This is a genomic window from Acinetobacter colistiniresistens (genome assembly GCF_024582815.1).
Taxonomy (GTDB): Bacteria; Pseudomonadota; Gammaproteobacteria; order Pseudomonadales; family Moraxellaceae; genus Acinetobacter.
Map to the genome: position 1 here is coordinate 40,326 of NZ_CP102099.1, position 22,156 is coordinate 62,481.

The 22,156-nt window shown below is 43.0% G+C and carries 23 protein-coding genes and 1 other annotated feature; of the genes, 3 read left to right on the plus strand and 20 right to left on the minus strand.

The genetic code is table 11. The annotated features are described in order from the left end of the window. Positions 1-39 precede the first annotated feature (39 nt). Positions 40-1,259 (plus strand): IS3 family transposase gene (locus NQU59_RS00190; protein WP_107114716.1). Its coding sequence is split into 2 segments (ribosomal slippage): positions 40-316 and positions 316-1,259, totalling 1,221 coding nucleotides; the frame shifts between segments, so codons are not numbered across the junction. Beyond that, positions 315-431 (plus strand) — a sequence feature (AL1L pseudoknot). It overlaps the preceding gene by 117 nt. Before the next feature lie 150 nt (positions 1,260-1,409). Here NQU59_RS00190 and NQU59_RS00195 read toward each other — a convergent pair. From NQU59_RS00195 to thrS, 7 genes are all read right to left on the minus strand, one after another. Further along, positions 1,410-1,835, minus strand: a complete 426-nt coding sequence (locus NQU59_RS00195; protein WP_257064445.1) for a YqaA family protein — start codon at positions 1,833-1,835, stop codon at positions 1,410-1,412. Positions 1,836-1,898: 63 nt separating this feature from the next. After that, on the minus strand, positions 1,899-2,750 hold the full coding sequence (locus NQU59_RS00200; RefSeq protein WP_257064448.1) for an arylamine N-acetyltransferase family protein: 852 nt from the start codon (positions 2,748-2,750) through the stop codon (positions 1,899-1,901). 120 nt (positions 2,751-2,870) lie between these two features. Beyond that, complete coding sequence (locus tag NQU59_RS00205) at positions 2,871-3,296, minus strand: hypothetical protein (RefSeq protein ID WP_257064457.1); 426 nt, start codon at positions 3,294-3,296, stop codon at positions 2,871-2,873. Positions 3,297-3,315: 19 nt separating this feature from the next. Next, positions 3,316-3,936 carry a glutathione S-transferase N-terminal domain-containing protein gene (locus NQU59_RS00210; protein ID WP_257064459.1) on the minus strand — a complete coding sequence of 207 codons (621 nt, stop codon included), beginning with the start codon at positions 3,934-3,936 and terminating at the stop codon, positions 3,316-3,318. A 127-nt stretch (positions 3,937-4,063) separates the two neighbouring features. After that, on the minus strand, positions 4,064-4,384 hold the full coding sequence (locus tag NQU59_RS00215) for a DUF7709 family protein (protein ID WP_257064461.1): 321 nt from the start codon (positions 4,382-4,384) through the stop codon (positions 4,064-4,066). A gap of 157 nt (positions 4,385-4,541) precedes the next feature. Beyond that, positions 4,542-5,093 carry a translation initiation factor IF-3 gene (infC, locus tag NQU59_RS00220; RefSeq protein ID WP_079281829.1) on the minus strand — a complete coding sequence of 184 codons (552 nt, stop codon included), beginning with the start codon at positions 5,091-5,093 and terminating at the stop codon, positions 4,542-4,544. 5 nt (positions 5,094-5,098) lie between these two features. Then, a complete protein-coding gene (gene thrS / locus NQU59_RS00225; protein WP_005239645.1) occupies positions 5,099-7,021 on the minus strand; it encodes a threonine--tRNA ligase in 1,923 nt (640 codons plus the stop codon). 262 nt (positions 7,022-7,283) lie between these two features. On the opposite strand from thrS, the gene NQU59_RS00230 reads away from it, so the two are divergent. Beyond that, on the plus strand, positions 7,284-8,933 hold the full coding sequence (locus tag NQU59_RS00230; protein ID WP_257064470.1) for an acyl-CoA synthetase: 1,650 nt from the start codon (positions 7,284-7,286) through the stop codon (positions 8,931-8,933). A 47-nt stretch (positions 8,934-8,980) separates the two neighbouring features. Here NQU59_RS00230 and yjgA read toward each other — a convergent pair whose 3' ends face one another. From yjgA to mazG, 9 genes are all read right to left on the minus strand, one after another. Then, a complete protein-coding gene (gene yjgA, locus NQU59_RS00235; protein ID WP_005239647.1) occupies positions 8,981-9,514 on the minus strand; it encodes a ribosome biogenesis factor YjgA in 534 nt (177 codons plus the stop codon). A gap of 2 nt (positions 9,515-9,516) precedes the next feature. Further along, positions 9,517-9,786, minus strand: a complete 270-nt coding sequence (locus NQU59_RS00240) for an HPr family phosphocarrier protein (protein ID WP_004655677.1) — start codon at positions 9,784-9,786, stop codon at positions 9,517-9,519. Continuing rightward, a complete protein-coding gene (gene rapZ / locus NQU59_RS00245; protein ID WP_005239648.1) occupies positions 9,783-10,634 on the minus strand; it encodes an RNase adapter RapZ in 852 nt (283 codons plus the stop codon). Before rapZ ends, NQU59_RS00240 begins: the two co-directional genes overlap by 4 nt. Positions 10,635-10,653: 19 nt before the next feature. Continuing rightward, entirely contained in the window at positions 10,654-11,499 is an 846-nt protein-coding gene (gene panC / locus NQU59_RS00250) for a pantoate--beta-alanine ligase (protein WP_005239649.1), read from the minus strand. 3 nt (positions 11,500-11,502) lie between these two features. Beyond that, positions 11,503-12,312 (minus strand): 3-methyl-2-oxobutanoate hydroxymethyltransferase, encoded by an 810-nt coding sequence (panB, locus tag NQU59_RS00255; RefSeq protein ID WP_004655682.1) that lies wholly within the window; start codon positions 12,310-12,312, stop codon positions 11,503-11,505. Positions 12,313-12,351: 39 nt separating this feature from the next. Next, positions 12,352-12,840, minus strand: a complete 489-nt coding sequence (gene folK / locus NQU59_RS00260) for a 2-amino-4-hydroxy-6-hydroxymethyldihydropteridine diphosphokinase (protein ID WP_043971180.1) — start codon at positions 12,838-12,840, stop codon at positions 12,352-12,354. Continuing rightward, a complete protein-coding gene (gene pcnB / locus NQU59_RS00265; protein WP_005239651.1) occupies positions 12,837-14,291 on the minus strand; it encodes a polynucleotide adenylyltransferase PcnB in 1,455 nt (484 codons plus the stop codon). Before pcnB ends, folK begins: the two co-directional genes overlap by 4 nt. A 140-nt stretch (positions 14,292-14,431) precedes the next feature. Then, entirely contained in the window at positions 14,432-14,857 is a 426-nt protein-coding gene (locus NQU59_RS00270) for a ComEA family DNA-binding protein (RefSeq protein ID WP_005239652.1), read from the minus strand. Then, positions 14,826-15,632, minus strand: a complete 807-nt coding sequence (mazG, locus tag NQU59_RS00275) for a nucleoside triphosphate pyrophosphohydrolase (RefSeq protein WP_005239653.1) — start codon at positions 15,630-15,632, stop codon at positions 14,826-14,828. Before mazG ends, NQU59_RS00270 begins: the two co-directional genes overlap by 32 nt. A 102-nt stretch (positions 15,633-15,734) precedes the next feature. Between mazG and NQU59_RS00280 the strand changes: the two genes are divergently transcribed. Then, a complete protein-coding gene (locus NQU59_RS00280) occupies positions 15,735-16,508 on the plus strand; it encodes an SDR family oxidoreductase (RefSeq protein ID WP_257064474.1) in 774 nt (257 codons plus the stop codon). A 45-nt stretch (positions 16,509-16,553) separates the two neighbouring features. Here NQU59_RS00280 and NQU59_RS00285 read toward each other — a convergent pair whose 3' ends face one another. From NQU59_RS00285 to cysM, 4 genes are all read right to left on the minus strand, one after another. After that, the gene (locus tag NQU59_RS00285) at positions 16,554-18,860 is read right to left on the minus strand and encodes a RelA/SpoT family protein (protein WP_005239655.1); all 2,307 of its coding nucleotides are present in this window, start codon (positions 18,858-18,860) and stop codon (positions 16,554-16,556) included. Positions 18,861-18,891: 31 nt separating this feature from the next. Next, positions 18,892-20,301: a 23S rRNA (uracil(1939)-C(5))-methyltransferase RlmD gene (rlmD, locus tag NQU59_RS00290; protein WP_005239656.1), complete on the minus strand. Its 1,410-nt coding sequence runs from the start codon at positions 20,299-20,301 to the stop codon at positions 18,892-18,894. Between the two features lie 9 nt (positions 20,302-20,310). Then, positions 20,311-21,132, minus strand: coding sequence for a 3'-5' exonuclease (locus NQU59_RS00295; protein ID WP_257064477.1), 822 nt, complete (start codon positions 21,130-21,132; stop codon positions 20,311-20,313). Between the two features lie 89 nt (positions 21,133-21,221). Then, positions 21,222-22,145: a cysteine synthase CysM gene (cysM, locus tag NQU59_RS00300; RefSeq protein ID WP_257064478.1), complete on the minus strand. Its 924-nt coding sequence runs from the start codon at positions 22,143-22,145 to the stop codon at positions 21,222-21,224. Positions 22,146-22,156 lie beyond the last annotated feature (11 nt).

A 22,156-nucleotide genomic window follows, 5' to 3' on the forward strand; every position in this document is an offset into this window, starting at 1 on the left:
GGGTTTGTCGGAGACTCAATATTCTGAGAGACTATTCCGATGAAAAAACCAAACTATACCCCCGAAATTAGAGAAAGAGCGGTTCAATTACTAATTGAATCTGAAAAAGATTATCCATCGAATTGGGCAGCAGTTTCCGCAATTGCTCCTAAAATTGGCTGTACTCCTGAAACACTTCGTGTTTGGTATCAAAAATACTTAGATCAACAAAATCCCGCCAAAGTACAACAGGTATCTGACCAAGAAAAAATGAAGCAAATGGAACGTGAAATTAAAGAATTAAAACGTGCCAATGAAATTCTACGTAAAGCAGCCGCTTTTTTCGCCCAGGCGGAGCTCGACCGCCCACACAAATAATGGTGGATTTTATCCATAACAATAAGGCGTTATATGGTGTTGAAGCGATTTGTAGAATTTTACCGATTGCAGCTTCGACCTATTATCGGGCTTTAGATTTCGTTGATAACCCAGAACATCGAGCGAAACGTGCTCTGCATGATTTACATCATGCAGAGCAAATCAAACGTATTTGGAAAGAAAGTTCAGGTCGATATGGTGTACGTAAAGTTTGGCAAAAATTGAAACGTGAGGGTTATGTTATTGCACGTTGTACAGTTGCTCGATTGATGCAAAAGCTAGGTATACAAGGTGTTTGGCGTGGTAAGAATAAACAAACCACCCGTAGCCGAGATGATCAAAAACGAGCAGATGATTTAGTGAAACGGAATTTTAGTGCTGATCGACCTGACCAATTATGGGTCAGTGACTTTACGTATATTCAAACACATTCAGGCTGGGTCTATACCGCCTTTATTATTGATGTGTTCTCACGAGCAATTGTTGGATGGAAAGTATCTACACGGATGAATACAGATATGGTGCTCGATGCATTGGAGCAAGCATTGCACGATCGAGGCATGCCAAAGAATGTGATTCATCATTCCGATAGAGGTGTTCAATATCTTTCTATTCGCTATACCAATCGTTTAGATGCTGCAAATTTACGAGCATCAGTCGGTACGACAGGTGATTCATACGATAATGCTCTGGCTGAAACGGTGAATGGCTTATACAAAACAGAGGTGATTGAATATTTAAAAGCAGATTGGCAAGGTTTAGCAGATGTACAACTTGCGACACTAAACTGGGTAGATTGGTTCAATAAAAAGCGTGTACACAGTGCACTGGGTTATGTATCGCCTTTTGAGTTTGAAGCAATGTACTATGATAAGATTAACCCGTTAGGTCAGGTGGCCTAACTTAAATAAAAAAGTCTCCGACAAACCCGGTACGGTTCACTGGCGGTGGTGAGTTACTGCTGGTTTAAAACCAGTGACTTATTCAAAGTTGACATCACCAAAGGCAATAATCAATAAACTGAAAGGGAAAGCATCACATCTTTCCCTTTTTTAAAAGATTCCTAAATAGAGTACGTATAAGGTGAGATATCGCCCACCTTTGGCAATGGTGACAATTAACAAGAATCGCCAAAAGTTTTCTTTCATCAACCCAGCAATCAAGGTAATGGGATCACCAATCACGGGCGTCCAACTCAGTAGCAATGAATAAAAGCCATATTTATGATAAATCTGTTGTGCTTGTAGCAACCGTTGCTCTGAAACAGGAAACCATTTCTTATCTTTAAAATGTTCAATTTTCAGTCCAAGCCACCAATTCACACAGGAACCTAAGACATTACCAATGGTCGCAACTAAAATTAGATAAAAAGGATTTGAAAGTCCTTGTACCAACAACGCCATTAATACCGCTTCAGACTGTAACGGTAATAAGGTCGCAGCGCCAAAGGCTGAGAGAAATAATAAAAAATAGGACATCAATTTAAAGGGATCACTCAATATCAATCAAAGCATAGCAGCCTACCGCACTATAATCTGTAATTATTGAGTCTGTGCCAGTTTTTCCCAACTAGCATGTAGTTGCTCATCGCTGATATTTATTTGAAAAGAGGTCTTAATGGTGCATTCAAATTCATCAAAATTAGTTAACTCTTTTTTATTTGAGCCACCTTTGCCATGCGTTCTTAAGACCTGATCTTTTAACGTGATCCGCATTTCGCTATTAGCAGTAGATAACATTAAATGCTGGGTAAACAAGGATTCAGGCGAGGTCGAAATATACCAATTGGCAACCAAGGCATCCGCATCTGCAATTTGCTGTGTCGGATTAATTGCATAGACATTCACCCACTGATCCTGAAGGCAGACTTGCAGCATATATTTCATCTCGGTTAATACCGAATGATCCAAACCACTCTGCTCGACATCTACCCATCTAAAGGGTTCTAATGGTGTTTGCTGTGTTTCACCAATTTGATCAAGAGACAAGGTCGTAGTTGGCGTCATCCCGCCAAATCCTGGATCATATAAGAACAATTGCTGATTGATACGAACCACTGTGACCAAATGCGTACGCACAGGTGTAATGATCGGCGTACTCTGATAATAGACCCGCCCCAGCAGGTTATAGGCTTCATAGCCCAGTTCAGTCAGTGCGATTCTGGTCAAGCTACTCTGTTCAAGGCAATAGCCGTCTCGTCCATCAAGCAATAATTTCTGAGCAAGTTGATTGGGTTCTAAGGAGACCTCCTCTCCAAGAAAAGAGGAAAAATTGCCAAAAGGAATGGTTTGCACATGCAGATTTAGTAATGTCTTAAGATGATCCAAGGTCGGTAAAAATTCGCCTTCAAAACCAAGCTTGTCTAAATAAAGGGCGGATATTTGAGTTTGCATGATACGTTATCTTTTTTGAACTTAAAGCATCGTAGCTTGAACATGCGCAGACCAGATGAAAAATTACACAATTATAAAACAACCATGTTAAGAGAAATAAAAGTATAGTTTTACCAGAAATTAGTTTTTGCTTTTGGCTGTTCTTGATCGAACAGAAAAATGTACGACTGAAAAAATGAATGGAAAAAGAAATCCGATCCAAAAGGTCAGATCAGACCTGACCATTTTTTGGTACCAGGTCAGCTGTATTTCACCCGCAGAGACTGCTGCCCAGTCAATAGACACGGTAAGATCAAGATAAATGTATAACACTAGATATACATTTAAAAATCCAACAAACACCGCTGTACTGAAATATGAGTTTCCTGTTTCAAGCTGCAACCAAGCAAAAAGTGTAGAAAATAAGAGCCCTAAAACAGTAATAAAAGCAAATACCAAAACCGCTAAATGACTCTCTGAATAGAGCTTTTGCAACTGAGCACAAAGGATTGCTGTGAGCAACAACAATCCCATCGCAATCACCCAATGTTTGAAATAGAACGCCATTCAGCCTTTTGATTCAGGTTCATCCCACTTTGATCGATAAGGCTTTTTGTATCGCAGGACGAGCTGTAAGACGTTCAATGTAGTCTTTCACATAAGGATAGTCCTCAAGTTGAATACCTTGCCACTCGTAACGTAATGCCCAAGGCAAGATTGCCATATCGGCAATGGAGTATTCACCTGCCACAAACTTTTGACCAATTAACTGCTTATTTAAAACAGTATAAAGGCGTTTGGTTTCATTGATATAACGCTCAATGGCATAAGGAAGCCGTTTAGGTGCAAACTTGTTAAAGTGGTGATTTTGCCCCAGCATTGGACCAAACCCACCCATTTGCCACATCAACCATTGTTCCACCTCAACTCGTTCTTGTTCATCAGTCGGATAGAACAGGCCGGTTTTTCGACCTAAATATTGTAAGATCGCACCAGACTCAAACACTGAAATCGGCTCGCCTCGTGGGCCATTTTGATCAACAATGGCTGGAATTTTATTATTGGGAGAAATTCTTAGAAAATCAGGTTGAAACTGATCGTTTTCTAAAATATTAATTGGGAAAATCTGATAGTCGAGTCCCATTTCCTCTAAGGCAATTGTTATTTTATGCCCATTGGGTGTCCCCCAATAATATAAGTCAATCATTTATATTGTCCTGTTCATCATTATCTTGACTGTTTTTTGCGTTATAGCACACTTTCGACTTACTGATCAGCAAATAAGCACGAAAAGAAACAATAAAGCCGTGTTTTCAAAGACAATGTTTGGAAATTTAAATTTGGCTTTGCAAAAACTCCTTGGCCTTTTCACCGACAAATTTACGACCTGCATTGCTGCCATTGATCCATTCATCAACAGAAAATAAATCAAACATACCGACTTTGAATAAGGTGGGTACAGCCAAGGTTAACTCTTCTTCCACAGTGCCGCGAACGCCTGCATTATAGAGATTAATATTATGCAGCATAGTGGCAACTGTCCCTGTTTGAACACGACTGCCATCTTTAAGTTTAACCTGAGGCAGAACCTCGCCATCTTGTACTACTTTTTGATTAATTTCAGAAAGTTGTTCAGTACCGGTGATTATAGACATGTATTTTTCCTATTTTGAAATAGTGTAATTATCCGGCAATGCAAGCCTTGTCTGTTTTCATTATACCAAATGATGCTTAACATTTTTTTAATAAAACAACCCATGATTTTAGACATAAAAAAGCACCGCCTATTGCGGTGCTTTTTCTAAGAAAAAATTACTTTTTCTTTTTCGGACCAAGCAACATGCCCATCTGACGGCCTTCCATCTTCGGCGCTTGTTCAACAACACCAAACTCAGCAACGTCAGCTTCAATTTTTTGTAATTGAGCTAAACCAAGCTGTTGGTGTGCCATCTCACGACCACGGAAACGCAAAGTGATTTTCACCTTATTTCCTTCTTCAAGGAAACGTAAAATTGCACGCAATTTTACTTGGTAATCACCTACGTCCGTCGCTGGACGTAACTTGATTTCTTTCACTTGCACTTGATGCTGTTTTTTCTTCGCATCTTTTTGCTTCTGTTTCAAGTCAAATAAGTGCTTGTTGTAGTCCATGATTTTACAAACAGGAGGTTCTGCATTTGCCACAATCTCAACAAGGTCAAGATTAGCTTCTTCTGCAGCACGCAATGCTTCATTTAATGAAACAACACCTTTTTGTTCCCCATCTGCAGCGACGAGGCGTACTTCTTTAGCACGGATCTCATCGTTAATTGCAGGACGGTTACTTTTAGCACCTTGTTGTTGGTTACGGTCAGGCTGTTTAATCTTTATTACTCCACGATGTACCGGCCACGTTCGGCAACGGCAGATTTCACTAAGTCAATAAATGCATCTACTGACATAGTACCTAAATTTTTTCCTGAGCGAGTACGCACATTAACTGTACCTTCTTCAACTTCCCGATCACCAAGAACCAGAAGGTAAGGAATACGCTCTAGGGTACGCTCACGAATCTTAAATCCGATCTTTTCATTTCTCAAGTCAGAAATAGCACGAAGACCATTTTCTTTGAGTTTTGCGACCACTTGTTCACTTGCTTCCGCTTGTGAATCGGTAATATTCATCACACAAGCTTGGATTGGTGCAAGCCAAGGTGGCATGAACCCCGCATAGTGTTCAATTAGTATACCAATAAAACGCTCGAAACTGCCAAGAATTGCACGATGCAACATGACTGGCTGATCACGATCATTGTCTTCAGTGACATAAGATGCATCTAAACGGATTGGTAAGTTGAAGTCACACTGGATTGTACCGCACTGCCAGATACGGCCTAAACAGTCTTTCAATGAGAATTCAATTTTCGGGCCATAGAATGCGCCTTCGCCTGGTTGTAAGTCCCAAGCCAAGCCTGCATCATCCAAAGCATCCGCCAAAGATTTTTCAGCCAAGTCCCAAAGTGCATCATCCCCCACACGTTTTTCTGGACGTGTAGACAATTTCATCTGTACTTCTTCAAAGCCGAAGTCTTTATAAACATCTAAAGTCAGTTTAATAAAGTCAGCCACTTCTTTACCAATCTGTTCTTTGGTACAGAAAATGTGCGCATCATCTTGAGTAAAGCCACGAACACGCATAATGCCATGTAAAGAACCTGATGGCTCATTACGGTGACAAGAACCAAACTCCGCCAAGCGAATTGGTAAATCACGGTAAGATTTCAAACCTTGGTTAAACACTTGCACGTGACATGGGCAGTTCATTGGCTTCACTGCATAGTTACGGCTTTCTGAATGGGTCGTGAACATGTTTTCAGCATAGTTCGCCGCATGTCCAGACTTTTCCCACAAGGTGAAGTCTACAATTTGTGGTGTCTTGATTTCTTGGTAACCATTGTCTTGCTGAACTTTACGCATGTATTGTTCAAGCACTTGGTAAATGGTCCAGCCGTTCGGATGCCAGAACACCATACCCGGTGCTTCTTCTTGCATATGGAACAGGTCTAAAGCTTTACCAATTTTACGGTGGTCACGCTTTTCAGCTTCTTCAATACGTTTGATATAAGCAGCTAACTGCTTTTTGTCCGCCCATGCAGTCCCATAAATACGCTGTAGCTGTTCATTCTTCGCATCACCACGCCAGTAAGCACCAGAGATTTTAGTGAGTTTGAATGATTTTAAGAATTTAGTGTTGGGTACGTGCGGACCACGGCACATATCCAAATAATCTTGATGGTAGTACAAGCCCATTTGTGTTTCATTCGGCATGTCTGCAATCAAGCGTAATTTGTATTCTTCGCCACGTGCTGTGAATTCTGCAATCACTTCATCACGTGGAGTCATCTTTTTGATGACGTCATAATCTTGGTCGATGAGCTTTTTCATGCGCTCTTCAACTGCAGCCATATCATCCAAAGTAAATGGACGTGGCATCCAGATGTCGTAGTAGAAACCTTCTTCGATCACCGGACCGATCACCATTTTCGCTTCTGGGAACAATTGCTTAACCGCATGTCCAACCAAGTGCGCACAAGAGTGACGAATGATTTCTAAACCTTCTTCATCTTTAGGGGTAATAATCTGAACTGTTGCATCTTCTGTGATTAAATCACAAGCATCCACCAAGCGGTCATTGATACGGCCAGCAACTGTATTTTTTGCAAGACCCGGACCAATGCTTTGAGCAAGTTCCATCACGGAAATCGGATGATCAAACTGTTTCTGATCACCATTTGGTAAAGTAATGATTGGCATAATAAAATCCTTAAGGAGTGATGCCCTATACGAAGGAGCATATCACCGCGAGATTATGTATTGAGGCGTAGCCTCAAAAGATAAAAAACGGCGGATAAAAAAGTATCCAAGATTTTACACGGGTTTAGCTGTGGATGAAACCTCTGAACCAGAAAAACCCAAGATCAGTCCAGATTCATCTCCGACTAAAGCCTAAATGCTTTAGACTCGATGACAGAATAGTTTAGTTATAAATGAAAAGAACAGAAAGGAAACAATACACATGGTCAGTGCATATGATGAATTACCGAAGACCCCCGCCAATTTTGTGGCCTTGTCTCCGCTACGTTATTTAGAGCGCGCAGCTTACATTTATCCACAGCAAGCGGCGATTATTCATGCTGATCGTCACATTACTTGGCAACAGACGTATCAGCGTTGTCGGCAATTTGCACACCAATTAATACGTTTGGGCATCCAAAAGAACGACACCGTTTCTGTGCTCTTACCCAACATCCCCGCCATGATTGAAGCACATTTTGCTGTACCCATGGCAGGTGCCGTATTGAATACCTTAAACACCCGCCTCGATGCCAAATCCATTGCCTTTATGCTTGAACATGCAGAAGCCAAAGTCCTGCTGGTTGATCCCGAGTTTCGCCAAGTTGCAGCAGAAGCACTCACGCTGGTCCCTCAGGACATCATCGTGATTGATGTCTTTGATGCTGAGTTTGACGGGGAACAGATTGCGCTTGGACAGTATGAATATGAGTCATGGCTCGCTCAAGGCGACCCTGAATTTGAATGGCTATTACCACAAGATGAATGGGATGCGATTAGTCTCAACTATACGTCTGGTACCACAGGCAATCCTAAAGGTGTGGTTTATCACCATCGTGGCGCCTATCTGAATGCGGCCAGTAATATCTTGGCTTGTGGCATGAAACCTCGTGCTACATACCTTTGGACCTTACCACTATTTCATTGCAATGGTTGGTGCTTTGTCTGGTCAATTGCCGCCAGTGGTGGCACCAATATATGTTTGCGTCGCGTCGATCCAACCTTGATTTTTAAATATATTGCAGCACATAAAGTCGATTATTTCTGTGGTGCGCCGATAGTATTGTCCATGCTGATCAACACGCCAAACGAACAGAGAACTGCTTTTGAGCATCACGTCGAAGTCATGGTGGCTGGTGCTGCACCACCTGTAGCGATCATTGAGGGCATGCGCAATATTGGTATTAACGTCAATCATGTTTATGGCTTGACTGAGACTTATGGCCCTTCTGCCTTATGTGCTTCCCAAGCAGGTTGGAGTGATTTATCCATTCAGGAACAGGCGCAACTCCACTCTCGTCAAGGGGTACCTTATCCGCTACAGGATAGTATGCGGGTACTTGATCCAGAAACCATGCAGCCCGTTCCCAATGATGGACAAACCATGGGCGAAATCATGTTCCGCGGCAATATCGTCATGAAAGGCTATTTAAAGAATCCGCAAGCCACAGCAGAGGCCTTTAAAGGAGGATGGTTTCATACAGGTGATTTAGCCGTGAGCCATGCGGATGGTTATGCCAAAATTACAGATCGTTCCAAAGATATTATTATTTCAGGTGGAGAAAATATTTCATCGCTCGAAGTCGAAGATGTGCTTTACCGCCACCCAGCAGTCCTTACAGCAGCAGTCGTTGCTAAACCTGACGAACGCTGGCAGGAAGTGCCGTGTGCTTTCATTGAATTGAAGCAAGGAGCTTCTGTTTCTGTCGAAGAAATCATTGCGCATTGCCAGCAAGAACTGGCTCGCTTCAAAGTTCCCAAAGATGTGGTAATTACTGAGATTCCCAAGACTGCGACAGGAAAATTGCAGAAATTTATTTTAAGGGAATGGGCAAAGGAACGGGCGGCAGCGAGTTTGGAGACTAAGTACTGATATAAAAAAAGAAGTTTCCTCGGAAACTTCTTTTTTTAACGTTCTAATTACTGTTCAGATAACAATGCCACCTGTTGTACATAGTTTACAAATTTGCGTTTTGACGCCTCTAACTCTTCTTCACTGACTTGCTGTTTGATATCACGATGGATACGCAAAACATGCTGACGCAAGGTATGTCGTTCAGAGGCATTAAATACTTTACTAAATTCATTAATGATTGGATCACCTTGATCAATCATACGATCAACCCAACGCATCAATTGCATTTGTTTTTTCGCGCCTTGCTGCGGTGTGAGATAAGACAAAATTGTGGTTTCATCTTCATTGCGCAATAACTTACCAACACGTTGGAACTGGCGACGACGTGCTTCAAATGAACTAATCTTTTGCACTTCAAGCAATGCATCAATTAAACGTTCATCGACAGGAAGTTTTTGAATCTGCTTTGGGTTCAATTGAGCCAATTGCTCTCCCAAAGCGGCCATGCGTTGTACGGCTTTCTTTTGCTCGGTTCGACTTGCACGCCCGTCTAATGACTCAAAATCTTCATCGGTATAACGTTGGGGACCACGTGCCACTATTACTCTGCCTCATAAAATTTTGCTGCGAACAGCGTTTGAATTTCTTCCAGTGCCTTGTCTTCATCGGCACCTTCGATCACCAGTCTTAATGTAGTGCCCTTACCCGCACCCAACATCAACAATGACATAATATTTTTTGCATCAACCAACTTATCGCCCTTACCAATTTGAATCGAAGCACGAAACTTGGTCGTCACTTCAATCAGTTTACCAGATGCGCGCGCGTGTAAGCCAAGTTTGTTAATTACATCAATTGTTGTGTCTATCATGACCAGTGCTTCATTTCTCTATGTAAGATTTGGACAGCCCATTTTGCCTCAAGGGCTTGTTTGAGTCTATCCACGATATAAACTGAACGATGCTGACCACCGGTACATCCCACTGAAATGGTCATGTAATGGCGATGCCCTTCTGCAAAAGCAGGTAACCATTTCTCTAGAAAAGCATAAATATCTTCAAACATCTCATTGGTTTGTTGACTGCCTTCCAAAAAGCGGCGCACAGGTTCATCTAAACCTGAAAAACGGCGTAATTCTAAATCCCAATGTGGATTAGGTAAATGTCGTACGTCAAAAACATAATCTGCATCCAGTGGAATGCCATGCTTATAACCAAAGGACTGCAAAATGACGATCAAATTATCGGATTGTCCAAGCTTGGACAATAAAATATGTTTTAAATCATGAACACTTTTATCGGTGGTATCAATATGTACTGTGGAGCGGAATTGTATCGGAATTAAAAGCTGTTTCTCTTCCTGAATACATTGCAGCAGACTATTAAAGCGGTTTGCCAGAGGATGAGGTCGACGAGATGCGCTAAAACGTGCAATCAAATCCTGATCCTGTGTGGTCAGATAAATAATATCGACTATACCATGTCGTTGTAATTGCTGAAAAACATGATCAAACTCTTGCATATCGGCACGGGTACTTCGAATATCGACCCCAAGAGCCAGTTGCTCCAGATTATTTTCATGATCAAGTTTGGCTACAATTTCAGGCAATAACGCCAAAGGTAAATTATCTATACAATAATAGCCCAAGTCTTCAAGCACTTGTAGAGCCGAAGATTTCCCTGAACCAGATTGACCTGTGACGATAAGAATACGCTTCATGGCGTTTTGCCCTTCATTTTTATGTTTTAAAGTCGATTTGTAAGTTATCAATCAACCGGGTTGAACCAAGCTTGGCTGCAATAAATAACACCAAATTCTGGTCAAACTGTTGAATTGGTTGCAAGTTAGTTTGGCGAGCTTCTACATAATCCACAACAAAACCTGCTTGTGTCAATTGAGTAGAGATATTTTCTAACACCTGTGACAACGCCTGCCCTTCATGCAATTGCTGCTCAGCGCCTTTAAGCAATTGGTAAATCGTTGGTGCCACAGCGCGTTGCTGTTCGGTCAGATAACCATTTCGCGAGCTTAAAGCAAGTCCATCTTCAGCACGGACTATCGGCACACCAATCACTTCCAGTGGCATATTCAAATCTTGTACCAACTGGCGAATCACCGCCAATTGCTGATAGTCTTTTTGCCCAAAGAAGGCAAAATCTGGCTGTACGATATTGAATAACTTGGTCACCACAACCGCAACGCCATCAAAATGACCTGGGCGCGATTTTCCACACAGATCATCCGTGATTTGACCGACACTGATATTGGTCAAACGTGGTTGTGTACCATACATTTGCTCAACCGTTGGGGCAAAAATAATATCGCAGCCGACATCCGCCAATAGACGACTATCTTGCTCTAAAGTACGTGGATAACTCTCAAAATCTTCACCAGCACCAAACTGAATTGGATTGACGAAAATACTCACCACCACGACATCGCACAGTTTTTTTGCTTCACGCACCAAAGTCAAATGACCTTCGTGCAAGTTTCCCATAGTTGGTACGAAACCAATCAATTTTTTTGAACTGCGCGCAGGTGCCAATGATGCGGTTAAGCCTTGTATTGTTGTTTCAGTTTTCATGAATTAAAGCTCAACTTGGAACGTATGTTCCTTGGCTGGGAACGACTGGTCTTGAACTGCAGCATGATACGATTTAAATGCATCCACAATCGCGGTTTCACCCGCTTGCTCTTTCATAAAGTTGCGAACAAAACGTGCCACACGACCAAAAGTCAAACCAAGCATGTCCTGTACCACGAGCACTTGACCATCGGTTTCATTGCCCGCACCAATTCCGATCACTGGCGTATTCGGGAATAATTCAGCAATTTCTTTGCCCAATTGAGCTGGAACACATTCAAGCAATAATACCGCAGCACCTGCATCAACTACTGCTTGGCAATCTGCAATCAACTGATCTGCTGCTTCACGTGTTCTTGCTTGTAGCTTATAACCACCAAACACATGTACAGATTGAGGAGTTAATCCCAAGTGAACGCAGACCGGAATACCATTACGGGTTAACACAGTCACCAATTCGCTGAGCCAAGCTCCACCTTCGATTTTGACCATTTGTGCACCGACTTGCATCACGGTCTTAGCATTTTTCAAGCCATCCTCAAGTGTGGCATAGCTCATAAATGGCAAATCAGTCATAATCAAGGCATGCGCATTTCCACGGCGTACAGCAGCGGTATGATATGCCATATCTTCAACAGTGACAGGAAGCGTAGAGTCTCTGCCTTGAATTGCCATTCCTAGAGAATCACCGATTAAAATCGTATCAATTTCAGCCAATTCCATAGCTTTCGCCATACTTGCATCGTAACAAGTCAGGCATGAGAACTTGCGTCCTTCGGCTTTAAACTTTCTTAAGTCACTTAGACTAATCATGATGATGTCCTCTACAGGCGTTTCCAGAACGAAACAGTCTTAAGCGGTTGCCCAAGACTGATCTGCTATTACAGTCAAGTCAGCTTGCTGCACCAGTTCTAAATCTTTTAATGAATGACCATTCAGTTGTAAATGAGCATCTAAATCCAATAAGGGAAGAATCACAAAATCACGTTGTAACAGACCCGTATGTGGGACAGTTAAACGTTCATTTTGAATCTGTTCCTGACCATAAATTAGTAGATCCAGATCAAGGGTACGCTCTCCCCAACGTCGTAAACGAATACGTCCTGCCTCTTGCTCAAATTGTTGTAATTGATCTAATAAGGCAAGTGGTTCAAGTGTTGTATCCAGTTGAACAACGGCGTTTAAAAAGTTGGGCTGATCCTGTGGTCCCATCGGCGGACTTTGATAGAGCCGCGATATCTGTACAGCCCCCAAAGTGGCGAGCTTCGCAACCGCTTCTCTCAGAATTTGTTGCGAATCGCCTAAGTTACTGCCCAGACCAATATAGCTGCGAATACTCATTGGGTCGGCCCGAAAACCACTTGACTGAGATCACGTTGAACGCGCTTACGCTTGAGAATTGGGTGATCGGCATTGACTTGCCCAGAACCCGCTGTCGCTTTTTCAATAAAACGACTGGATGACTCATCCGCTCTGACACGCTCTTTCTTGGCACGGCGACTTCTTGGCTCAGGCACATTGACCAAAGGCTCAATTTCAGTCGACTTCGGCTCATCCACCTCAACTGCTTTACGACGTGTCTTACTACGTTGACGGTTGTATTGACGAATCACAGCTTCTTTTTGGTCTGTGGTCATTTCTTGGTAGGCTTCCCACCAAATGCCCATACCTTCCGTACTGCTATCACCTGATTTCTCACGTAACAACAAGAAGTCAAAGCCTGCACGGAATCGCGCATGTCCTGCCAAGGCTTCAATCTGCTGAGGTTTAGGATTGAGCAAGCGAGTTTGCATTTCCCATACTTCACGAATAAAAGTTTCGGCAAAACGAGGAATAATGGTACGCGTCGCTTGACGTTTCAGCACATCCAAACCGGCTTGCGCACGTGCTTCCGCAGGCACAACCCCTTTGTTTAAATAGAAGTCACAACGCTCCAAGAAAGGTTTCCATAACAACACAGCATAGAAAAATGCAGGATTGATGGTTTTACCAATTTGGATCCGTTGATCGGTATTGCGCGCCGCACGCTCAATAAAAGCGGTCAAATTCGGTGGAATTTCAGCAAACAATTGTTTCCAGACACCAAACTCAATCAACATGGGTAATACACGGGTCAGGTGTCCCATGGTGAATAGCTTTTGCGACTCATCATATAAACGATGAGGTGAGACATCACGCAATAATTGCGTCATCTCGGCATCAAACACATCAAGAATCGATTGATCAATCTGAAAGTTGAGCTTTGCAGCAAAGCGTAAAGCACGCAACATCCGCACAGGATCTTCTTCAAAACGCTGAGCAGGTTCCCCAAGGAAACGTAAAGTACGGCTATTGATATCATCCACTGCATGGCAGAAATCAAGCACAACCGCTTTACGTGGTTGATAATACAAAGTATTGATCGAAAAATCTCGACGAGCAAAGTCTTGCTCGATCGTTCCCCAGTTATTATCACGAAGAATCATTCCAGATGCACTGGTGACTGCTTTTTTCGGTGGGGCACGGAAGGTCGCAACTTCAATCAGCTCGCGACCAGAATATACATGTGCTAACTCAAAACGCCGTCCGATAATTCGGCAACGTCGACCAAAAACCTCTTTTACTTGGGCTGGTGTAGCATTGGTAACCGCATCAAAATCCTTTGGATTAAGACCTAACATCATGTCTCGAACACCCCCACCCACAATATATGCCTCATAGCCGGCTTTAGTCAGACTATCGATGACATCTAAAATTGAGGAAGGAAGTTGAGCTGTGGACAAACCACATTTTGACGCACGCAAAGTTTGCAAAAGACACTGTCTCCTACGTCAGGACGTAAATAACAATTTGTCGCTAATCATAGCTCTAACACACACAAAGGGCAATTTATTCTGTTGGAAGTTTCAACAGTTCAGTCTGCCTAATCAATCACCTTTTTACCATTTCAAACTTATAGCATCAGCTTTGACTTATTTTTCTCAAGTAATTTTGGCCCAATGCCTTTGATATTCATCAACTCATCCACGGTTTTAAAGCCGCCATTTTTTTGACGATACTCTACAATGGCTTGGGCTTTTTTCTCGCCCACACCATTTAACATTTGTAGTTGCTGTAAGTTGGCTTGATTTAAGCTAATTTTATCACCCTGAATGTTGCCCGATGATGAAATCTGCTTCGGAAGCTGCTGAGTTGGACGAGATAAATAGTAATTATTATCGGCTTGTCTTGCCAATTGCTGATCACGTGCCTGCTGCTGTGCCTTCCACTGTTGATAAGATTGGTCAAACTGCTGTGCCTTGAGATGTGATATACACCCCAGGCACAAGATCATCAATAAAAAAAACTTATGTTTGCTGCGTGATTGCGGCAATCTCATGACTGCTCTCCTGAGCTTTTAATTGTCGTTTTGCCTGCTCCCAAAGCTCATCCATCTCGGCCAAGCTCATGTCTTGCAAGTCTTTCTGTTGTCGCTGTGCCTGCTGCTCAATAAAAGCAAAACGGCTTCTAAATTTATGGATGGTTGCCAGCAGCGCGGTCTCACTTGACACGCCCAGCTTCCGCCCCACATTGATTAAAGAAAATAAACAATCACCAAACTCTTCGTGGATATCCTCGGCGCACTGGCTTTTCATCGCCTGCTGCAATTCTCCCAGTTCCTCATCCAACTTTGCATAAGCATCTGCAACCGTTTCAAAATCAAAACCGAGCTGAGCTGCTTTTTTTTGAATTTCATGTGCCTGTACCAATGCCGGTGCATGCTTAACTTCATCTAATCGGGATACTACTTTACCCTGTTTTTCTTGTTGTTTGATTTGTTTCCACAATTCACCGACCTGCTCGGAATCCAAATTTTGATATTTTTCAGCCTGAAAGACATGCGGATGACGACGAATTAATTTTTCACTAATCGCTTCCACCACATCCTGAAAGTTGAATAATCCTTTTTCATCAAACATTTGGGATTGAAAAACTACTTGCAACAGTAAGTCGCCAAGTTCATTGCGGATTTCATCCACTTCGCCCGAGCGAATTGCAGCCTCAACCTCATATGCCTCTTCAATGGCATATCGTGTCAAACTTTCTGGTGTTTGTTGTTGATCCCATGGACACTTCTGTCTTAACTCTTGCATAATTGCCAATAACTTTTCCATGATGATCTCCAAACTAGATATAGCCAAATGGTTGCAGCTTAAACAAGCTTATGTCTAATATAGACGCACGCAAAAAATATCAATATAAAGCAAGGGAACGCAATGCAATATAGTGTTTTTATTAGTGGCGCCGCACAAGGAATTGGCGCTGAAATTGCCCGTCTTTTTCATCAAAAAGGCTTTAAAGTAGGCATCTATGACATCAATGAAGCGCAGGCACAGGCTTTAGCTACAGAACTTGGAGCACATGCCAAAGCAGGTTATCTCGATGTCAGTCATTACGACCAATGGCAAACTGCCTTGCAAGAGTTTAAACGCTGGGCGGGTGAACTGAATGTTTTAGTCAATAATGCAGGCATTCTGTATTCAGGCGCATTTGAAAATACCCCCATCCAATCACATCACCGTACCTTTGATATTAATGTGAAAGGCGTTGCTAACGGCTGCCATGCTGCCCTGATACATCTGCAACAAGCCAGCTTTGCTCGCATTATTAACCTTTCTTCAGCCTCTGCGATTTATGGCCAAGCCGACTTGGCCTCTTATTCTGCTAGCAAATTTGCTGTGCGCGGTTTAACTGAAGCCTTAGATGTAGAATGGCAAAAATACAATATTCGTGTCTTGGATGTGATGCCGCTCTTTGTGCAAACCAATATGGTCAAAGATATGGATGCTGGCAGCATTCAACATATTGGTGTGGATCTCACCCCTGCCGATGTGGCAAAACAGGTACTGCATTTGGTGCAACACAAAGACCATGCCTTGCTTCCAACCCATACCCCTGTCGGGATCAAAACCAAACTGATGTATCAGTTATCCAGCATGAGCCCACAGTTCCTAAACCGACTCACCAATCTCTTTTTAGCGAAGCGCTAAAAATAAAAAAGCTGCATCGAAATACAGCTTTTTTATTTTTATGATCTAGCTTCCTTGAACCAACCGTCTGGCACTGATAATCCCAGGTTGCTGCTCTAAACGAGCCAACAAACGTGACAACTGTGCCAAACCTTTGACTTCAATCAATAACTTCATGTTGGCAATACCATCTGCCTCAGAAATGGTATTGACCTGACGAATATTGATTTGGTCTGAGAAAATCACCTGTGTCAGATCTTTGAGTAAACCACGACGATCATAGGCTTCCACCACGATCTGCACACTCTGGCCACGTGTCGGTTGCATTTCCCAATCGGCTTCAACCGCACGTTCAGGCTCTTGTGTGGTCATGCGCAAGTAATCCGGACACGCGACCTTATGAATGCTGACCCCACGATTCAAGGTGATATATCCGCCAATCGATTCACCATGGACAGGCTGACAACATTGCGCAATATGCAACTCCACATTGTCCAACCCATCAATCAAGATCCCATGCGCCGATAAGGTATGGCTGGCACGTGGATTCAAGGCTGGCTTTAACACCAGCTCTGGTTCATCCTGATCCAGATGCATTTGACGATTCACTTGATTCATCAAGGCATGCAGACTGATATCACCACTGACCAAAGCCACTAAAATATCATCACCTGATTTCAGGTTAAAATGCGATGAATAGTCTTTTAAATCAATACTTTTTGGGTGAATCGCTAACCGTGCCAGCTCTTTATTGAGTAACTCCCGTCCAACTTCAACGTTCTTGCTGCGATCCTGCTGTCTAAACCAATGCCGCAACTTGTCACGCGCACGCGCGGTCTTGATATAACCCAGCGAATTCACCAACCAGTCACGGTTCGGCTCACGATCTTTCTTGGTTAAAATTTCAACCTGCTCACCCGTTTTCAGGGTATAGGTTAATGGCACATAACGCTGGTTGACACGTGCTGCATAACACTTGTTCCCCACTTCGGTATGTACATGGTAAGCAAAGTCTAAAACAGTTGAACCACGCGGTAATTCTTTAATATCCCCGTCACGGCTAAACACATAGATCTTTTCAAAATTCTCAAAATCCTGAATCTGATCAATGCCATTCGACTCTTCATCTTCAGCATGGGGTGTGGTTTCCGTCCGCTCTTGATAATGCTCAAGCACCGCACGGAGAGAATGTAAACGATCATTGAAGGAATGATCGGTATTCTTGGCACCTTCTTTATAGTTAAAGTGCGAACACACCCCCAACTCTGCTTCGTTATGCATCTCAAAGGTACGAATTTGTACTTCCAGAGATTTATTCTCAGCAATCACTGCGGTATGCAATGAGCGATAACCATTGGCTTTCGGATTAGTAACATAGTCATCAAACTGGTTCGGAATGTGACGCCATAACTGATGTACGATGCCTAAGGCGTGATAACAATCTGGAACACTCTTGACCAAGACACGCACAGCACGAATATCATACAGCTGATCGAAGCTGAGGTTTTTGCTTTTCATTTTTCGATAAATCGAATAAATGTGCTTCACCCGCCCCGTGATTTCAGCCTGAATATCATAACTGGCCAATTCCGTTTTCAATTTATCAATTACAAACTGAATATATTGCTCACGCTCTAAACGCTTTTCATTGAGTAGAGAGGCAATTTCTTTATAACGTTCAGGCGCCAAATAGCGGAAGGCAAGATCTTCCAGCTCCCACTTCAGTTGGGCAATCCCCAAACGATGGGCCAGTGGGGAGTAAATCGTAAGAATTTCACGTGCGACACGTTCCTGACGCTCTTTGCTTGCGGTCGCCAACTCACGTAAAGCGTAGGTTCGTTCTGCCAGTTTAATTAATACAACCCGCACGTCTTCCGTCACTGAAATCAGCATTTTATAAATGCCGTTTAAATGTTCCCGCTGGTTATTATTAAAATGATCTTCTAAGCGTTTATTTTTTTCAATCAACTCAGACAGCTTACCCATTGCAAGTGTGCCTTGAACCAGGCTCAAGACTTGCTCGCCAAACTGTTGCTGGATATCTTCTAGAGTAATCAGTCCCTCACGCACGCTACGATATAACACTGCCGCTGAAAGCGTGTCTTCGTCAACATGCAGATGCGCCAGAATATCCGCCATACCAATCCCGGTACTAAAGGTATTGATACGATGATTGTCCGTCGCTTGTAATTCTTTTGCTAAGGTTAGCTCCGCAACTTGTTGAAGTTGTTTTAGCTCTGCCCCATCCAAAATATCACGCACTCGGTCTAGCCAAGACACTAGACTACTTTGCGCTTCAGCGGCATGTTCTCCAGTCGCTTCCTCAGACAACTCTTGGAGTCGTCCAGGTAACTGCTCACGTACTGTGACCATACCATTCTCCTCTGGATATGTAACTCATTTTTTAATCGTTTATCTCTTCGATTTTTTCAAGCCGTTCAACTTTTTCAAACAGGGCAATCGATTCCACATGTTCAGTATGCGTGAACATATCCATTACCGCAGCTTTCTTTAATTGATAGCCATATTGTGCCAGTACACCTGCATCCCTTGCCAGTGTTGATGGGTTACATGAAACATAAACGATTCTTTTCGCTCCAAAATTAGGTACATATTGCATGACTTCAAACGCACCTGATCGTGGAGGATCGATTAATAATGCATCAAATCCCTGTTTCGCCCAAGAATGATGCGAAAAGTCTTTTGTTAAATCTTGTGAAAAGAATATTGCCTGAGACAAATGATTTGCTTGCGCATTTTCAGTTGCCCTTTTGACCATCTCGTCACTCGCCTCAACGCCGACCACTTGACCTGTCTCACCCACACAACGTGCAATCGGGAGAGAAAAATTACCTAACCCACAGAAGAGGTCCAGTACTCTTTCCCCTTTCTGTAACTGAAGCAATTCACATGCCAAGTGAATCATCTGTGCATTTACCCCACTGTTCACTTGAGTAAAATCTAAGGGTGAAAACGCGAATTTGACGGCAAAATCATCCAAACTGTAATGCAAACGCATTGCGGCTTGTGAATCATCCACACGATGTAAGCTATCTCCCCCTTTAGGCTGCAAATACAACTGCCATCCTTTGAGTAACGAAAATTGACGTAATTGGTTGACATCCGACACATTTAATTCATCCAAATGACGAATTAATAAGGCCACCTCACTGTCTCCCATTGCCAACTCTATATGACCAATATGGGCTTTGCCTGTAAGACTTTCGAGTAGTTTTTTTAGTTCTGGTAAACTTTCCGATAAGGTTTGATCAAGCACTTTACACTGCTGAATCGGGGTTAAATGATTACTGTGATGCTCACGAAACCCCATCACCAAACGGTTTTGCTTGGCAATATAACGCACCCCGATGCGGGCACGACGACGATAATCAGCTTTGACTGAACGAATGGGATCGAGCCATTGTTCAGGCTGCAATCCAGCAAAATGTTCTAGATGGGATTTTAATACATTCTGTTTTAACAAAATTTGCTCATCAGGATGAATGTGCTGCAAGCTACAGCCGCCACACACGCCGAAATGCGGACAAATGGGATCCACTCGGCCCCCGGCTGCATCACTCTCCAGCTTGATCATATCCGCTTCTTCTAAGCGTGAAGTCTGATTGGTAATCTTGGCCTGCACCGTTTCGCCGACAAGGGCATAACGGATAAAAACTTTCTTGCCGTGCTTTTCTTTAGGATGATCTGGATGCGTTCCATAATGCGCAATGCCACGCCCCTCATGAGAAAAAGCCTCGACTTGAAAGGTATAGCTTGGATATTGTGCTGGACGTTGTTTCGCTTTATGTTTCAAAAGATGAACCTAATTGTTTGGCGCAAAAGTATCTGCGGTGAATACAGTATATTGCGATGTTTGCTGCCATACCTGTAAAAAATCTGTTTGTTGCGTTTGCGTTTGTAAATAAGCAATGGTGGATTGAACTAAATGCTGATGATCCTGCTGATTTAATTGGCCTTTAAGCAACAGCCAACGAAGATAAACCAACCAGGTATTCAGTACATCACCTTCACAGTAACTGCACAATTCTAACCATTGTTTGTTCCGTACATATTCTGGCACATGATAGCCCGTCTCACCACGTTTTCCGGGAAAACCGAGCAAACAGGCAATATCATCCAATTTCTGGAAGTTACGACCATTAAACATCGCCATCACATCCATCAAGTCAACATGACGATGATGGTAACGGTTCTGATAGTTGTTAAAACGCTTTTGCTGATCAATTTCGCCTTGATCAAACAGACTCGGTGCAGAAAGCCCATGATACATGGTACGAAACAGAATCACAGGCAAATCAAATTGCGAGCCATTCCAACTGACTAAGGTGGGCTGCTTCTTGTCAAAAATTGATAAGAATTTTGCCAGCATTTCAGCTTCGCTATTTTGTTCCTGACTAAATGAAAACAGACGGTAGCCTTTTTCATCAATCCATAAACCGGAAATACAGACGATTTCATGCAAAGGTAACCGCTGAAAGTCCATCCCCGACTCTTGGCGACGAATTTTAGTGAGCGCCTGCTCCACATCAGCTTCAGGCAAGTCAAGATGATATAGATGTGCGCCTGCCTTTAAATCGGTCAGGGTCTCAATATCAAAAACTAAAATCGGAAAACGTAAATTCATCTTAAAATCTCTTCAAATCCCTCCCAACCTTCCTTTTATAAAGGGAGGAGTTCCCCCTTCTTTTTTAAAGAGGGGGTTAGGGGGAGATTCTAATCTTGTACTGAGAATAATCCCGTTGATAAATAACGATCACCACGGTCACAGATAATGCAGACAATCACCGCATCTGGTTTTTCTTCTGCGATTTTAATTGATGCCCACACTGCGCCACCAGAAGATGTTCCTGCACTGATGCCCTCAGTACGCGCCAGCTTACGCATGGTCTTTTCCGCTTCAATCTGAGGAATATCAATGATGCGGTCGACACGGCTACGGTCAAAAATGGTCGGCAAATATTCTTCTGGCCAGCGACGAATCCCTGCAATGCTGGAACCATCCGAAGGCTGTAAGCCCACAATTTGAATATCAGGATTTTGTTGCTTGAGATATTTGGAAACGCCCATGATGGTTCCAGTGGTCCCCATTGAGCTGACAAAGTGAGTAATTTTCCCACCTGTTTGCTTCCAGATTTCTGGACCTGTGGTCAGGTAATGTGCCTCGACATTGTCAGGGTTACCGAACTGGTTCAACACAAAGCCTTTACCTTCTGCCTGCATTTGCAGTGCAAGATCACGTGCTCCTTCCATGCCTTGCTGCTGCGTAACTTCAATCAACTCAGCCCCATAAGCCAACATCGCATCTTTACGCTCTTGGCTCATATTGTTCGGCATGATCAACTTCATTTTATAGCCGCGCATGGCTGCAACCATGGCCAACGCGATCCCGGTATTACCACTGGTCGCTTCGATTAAGGTATCCCCTGGTTGAATCTGGCCCCGTTTTTCCGCCTGAATAATCATGTTATAGGCTGGACGATCTTTCACCGATCCTGCGGGGTTATTACCTTCTAATTTTGCTAATACCGTGGCTTGGGTATGACACGCTAAACGCTGCAAACGCACCAAAGGGGTTTTACCGACATAATCATCCAGTAAAAATTCATCTGCTAAAAAATCAGTTTGCGTATTCGTCATGATCGACACCG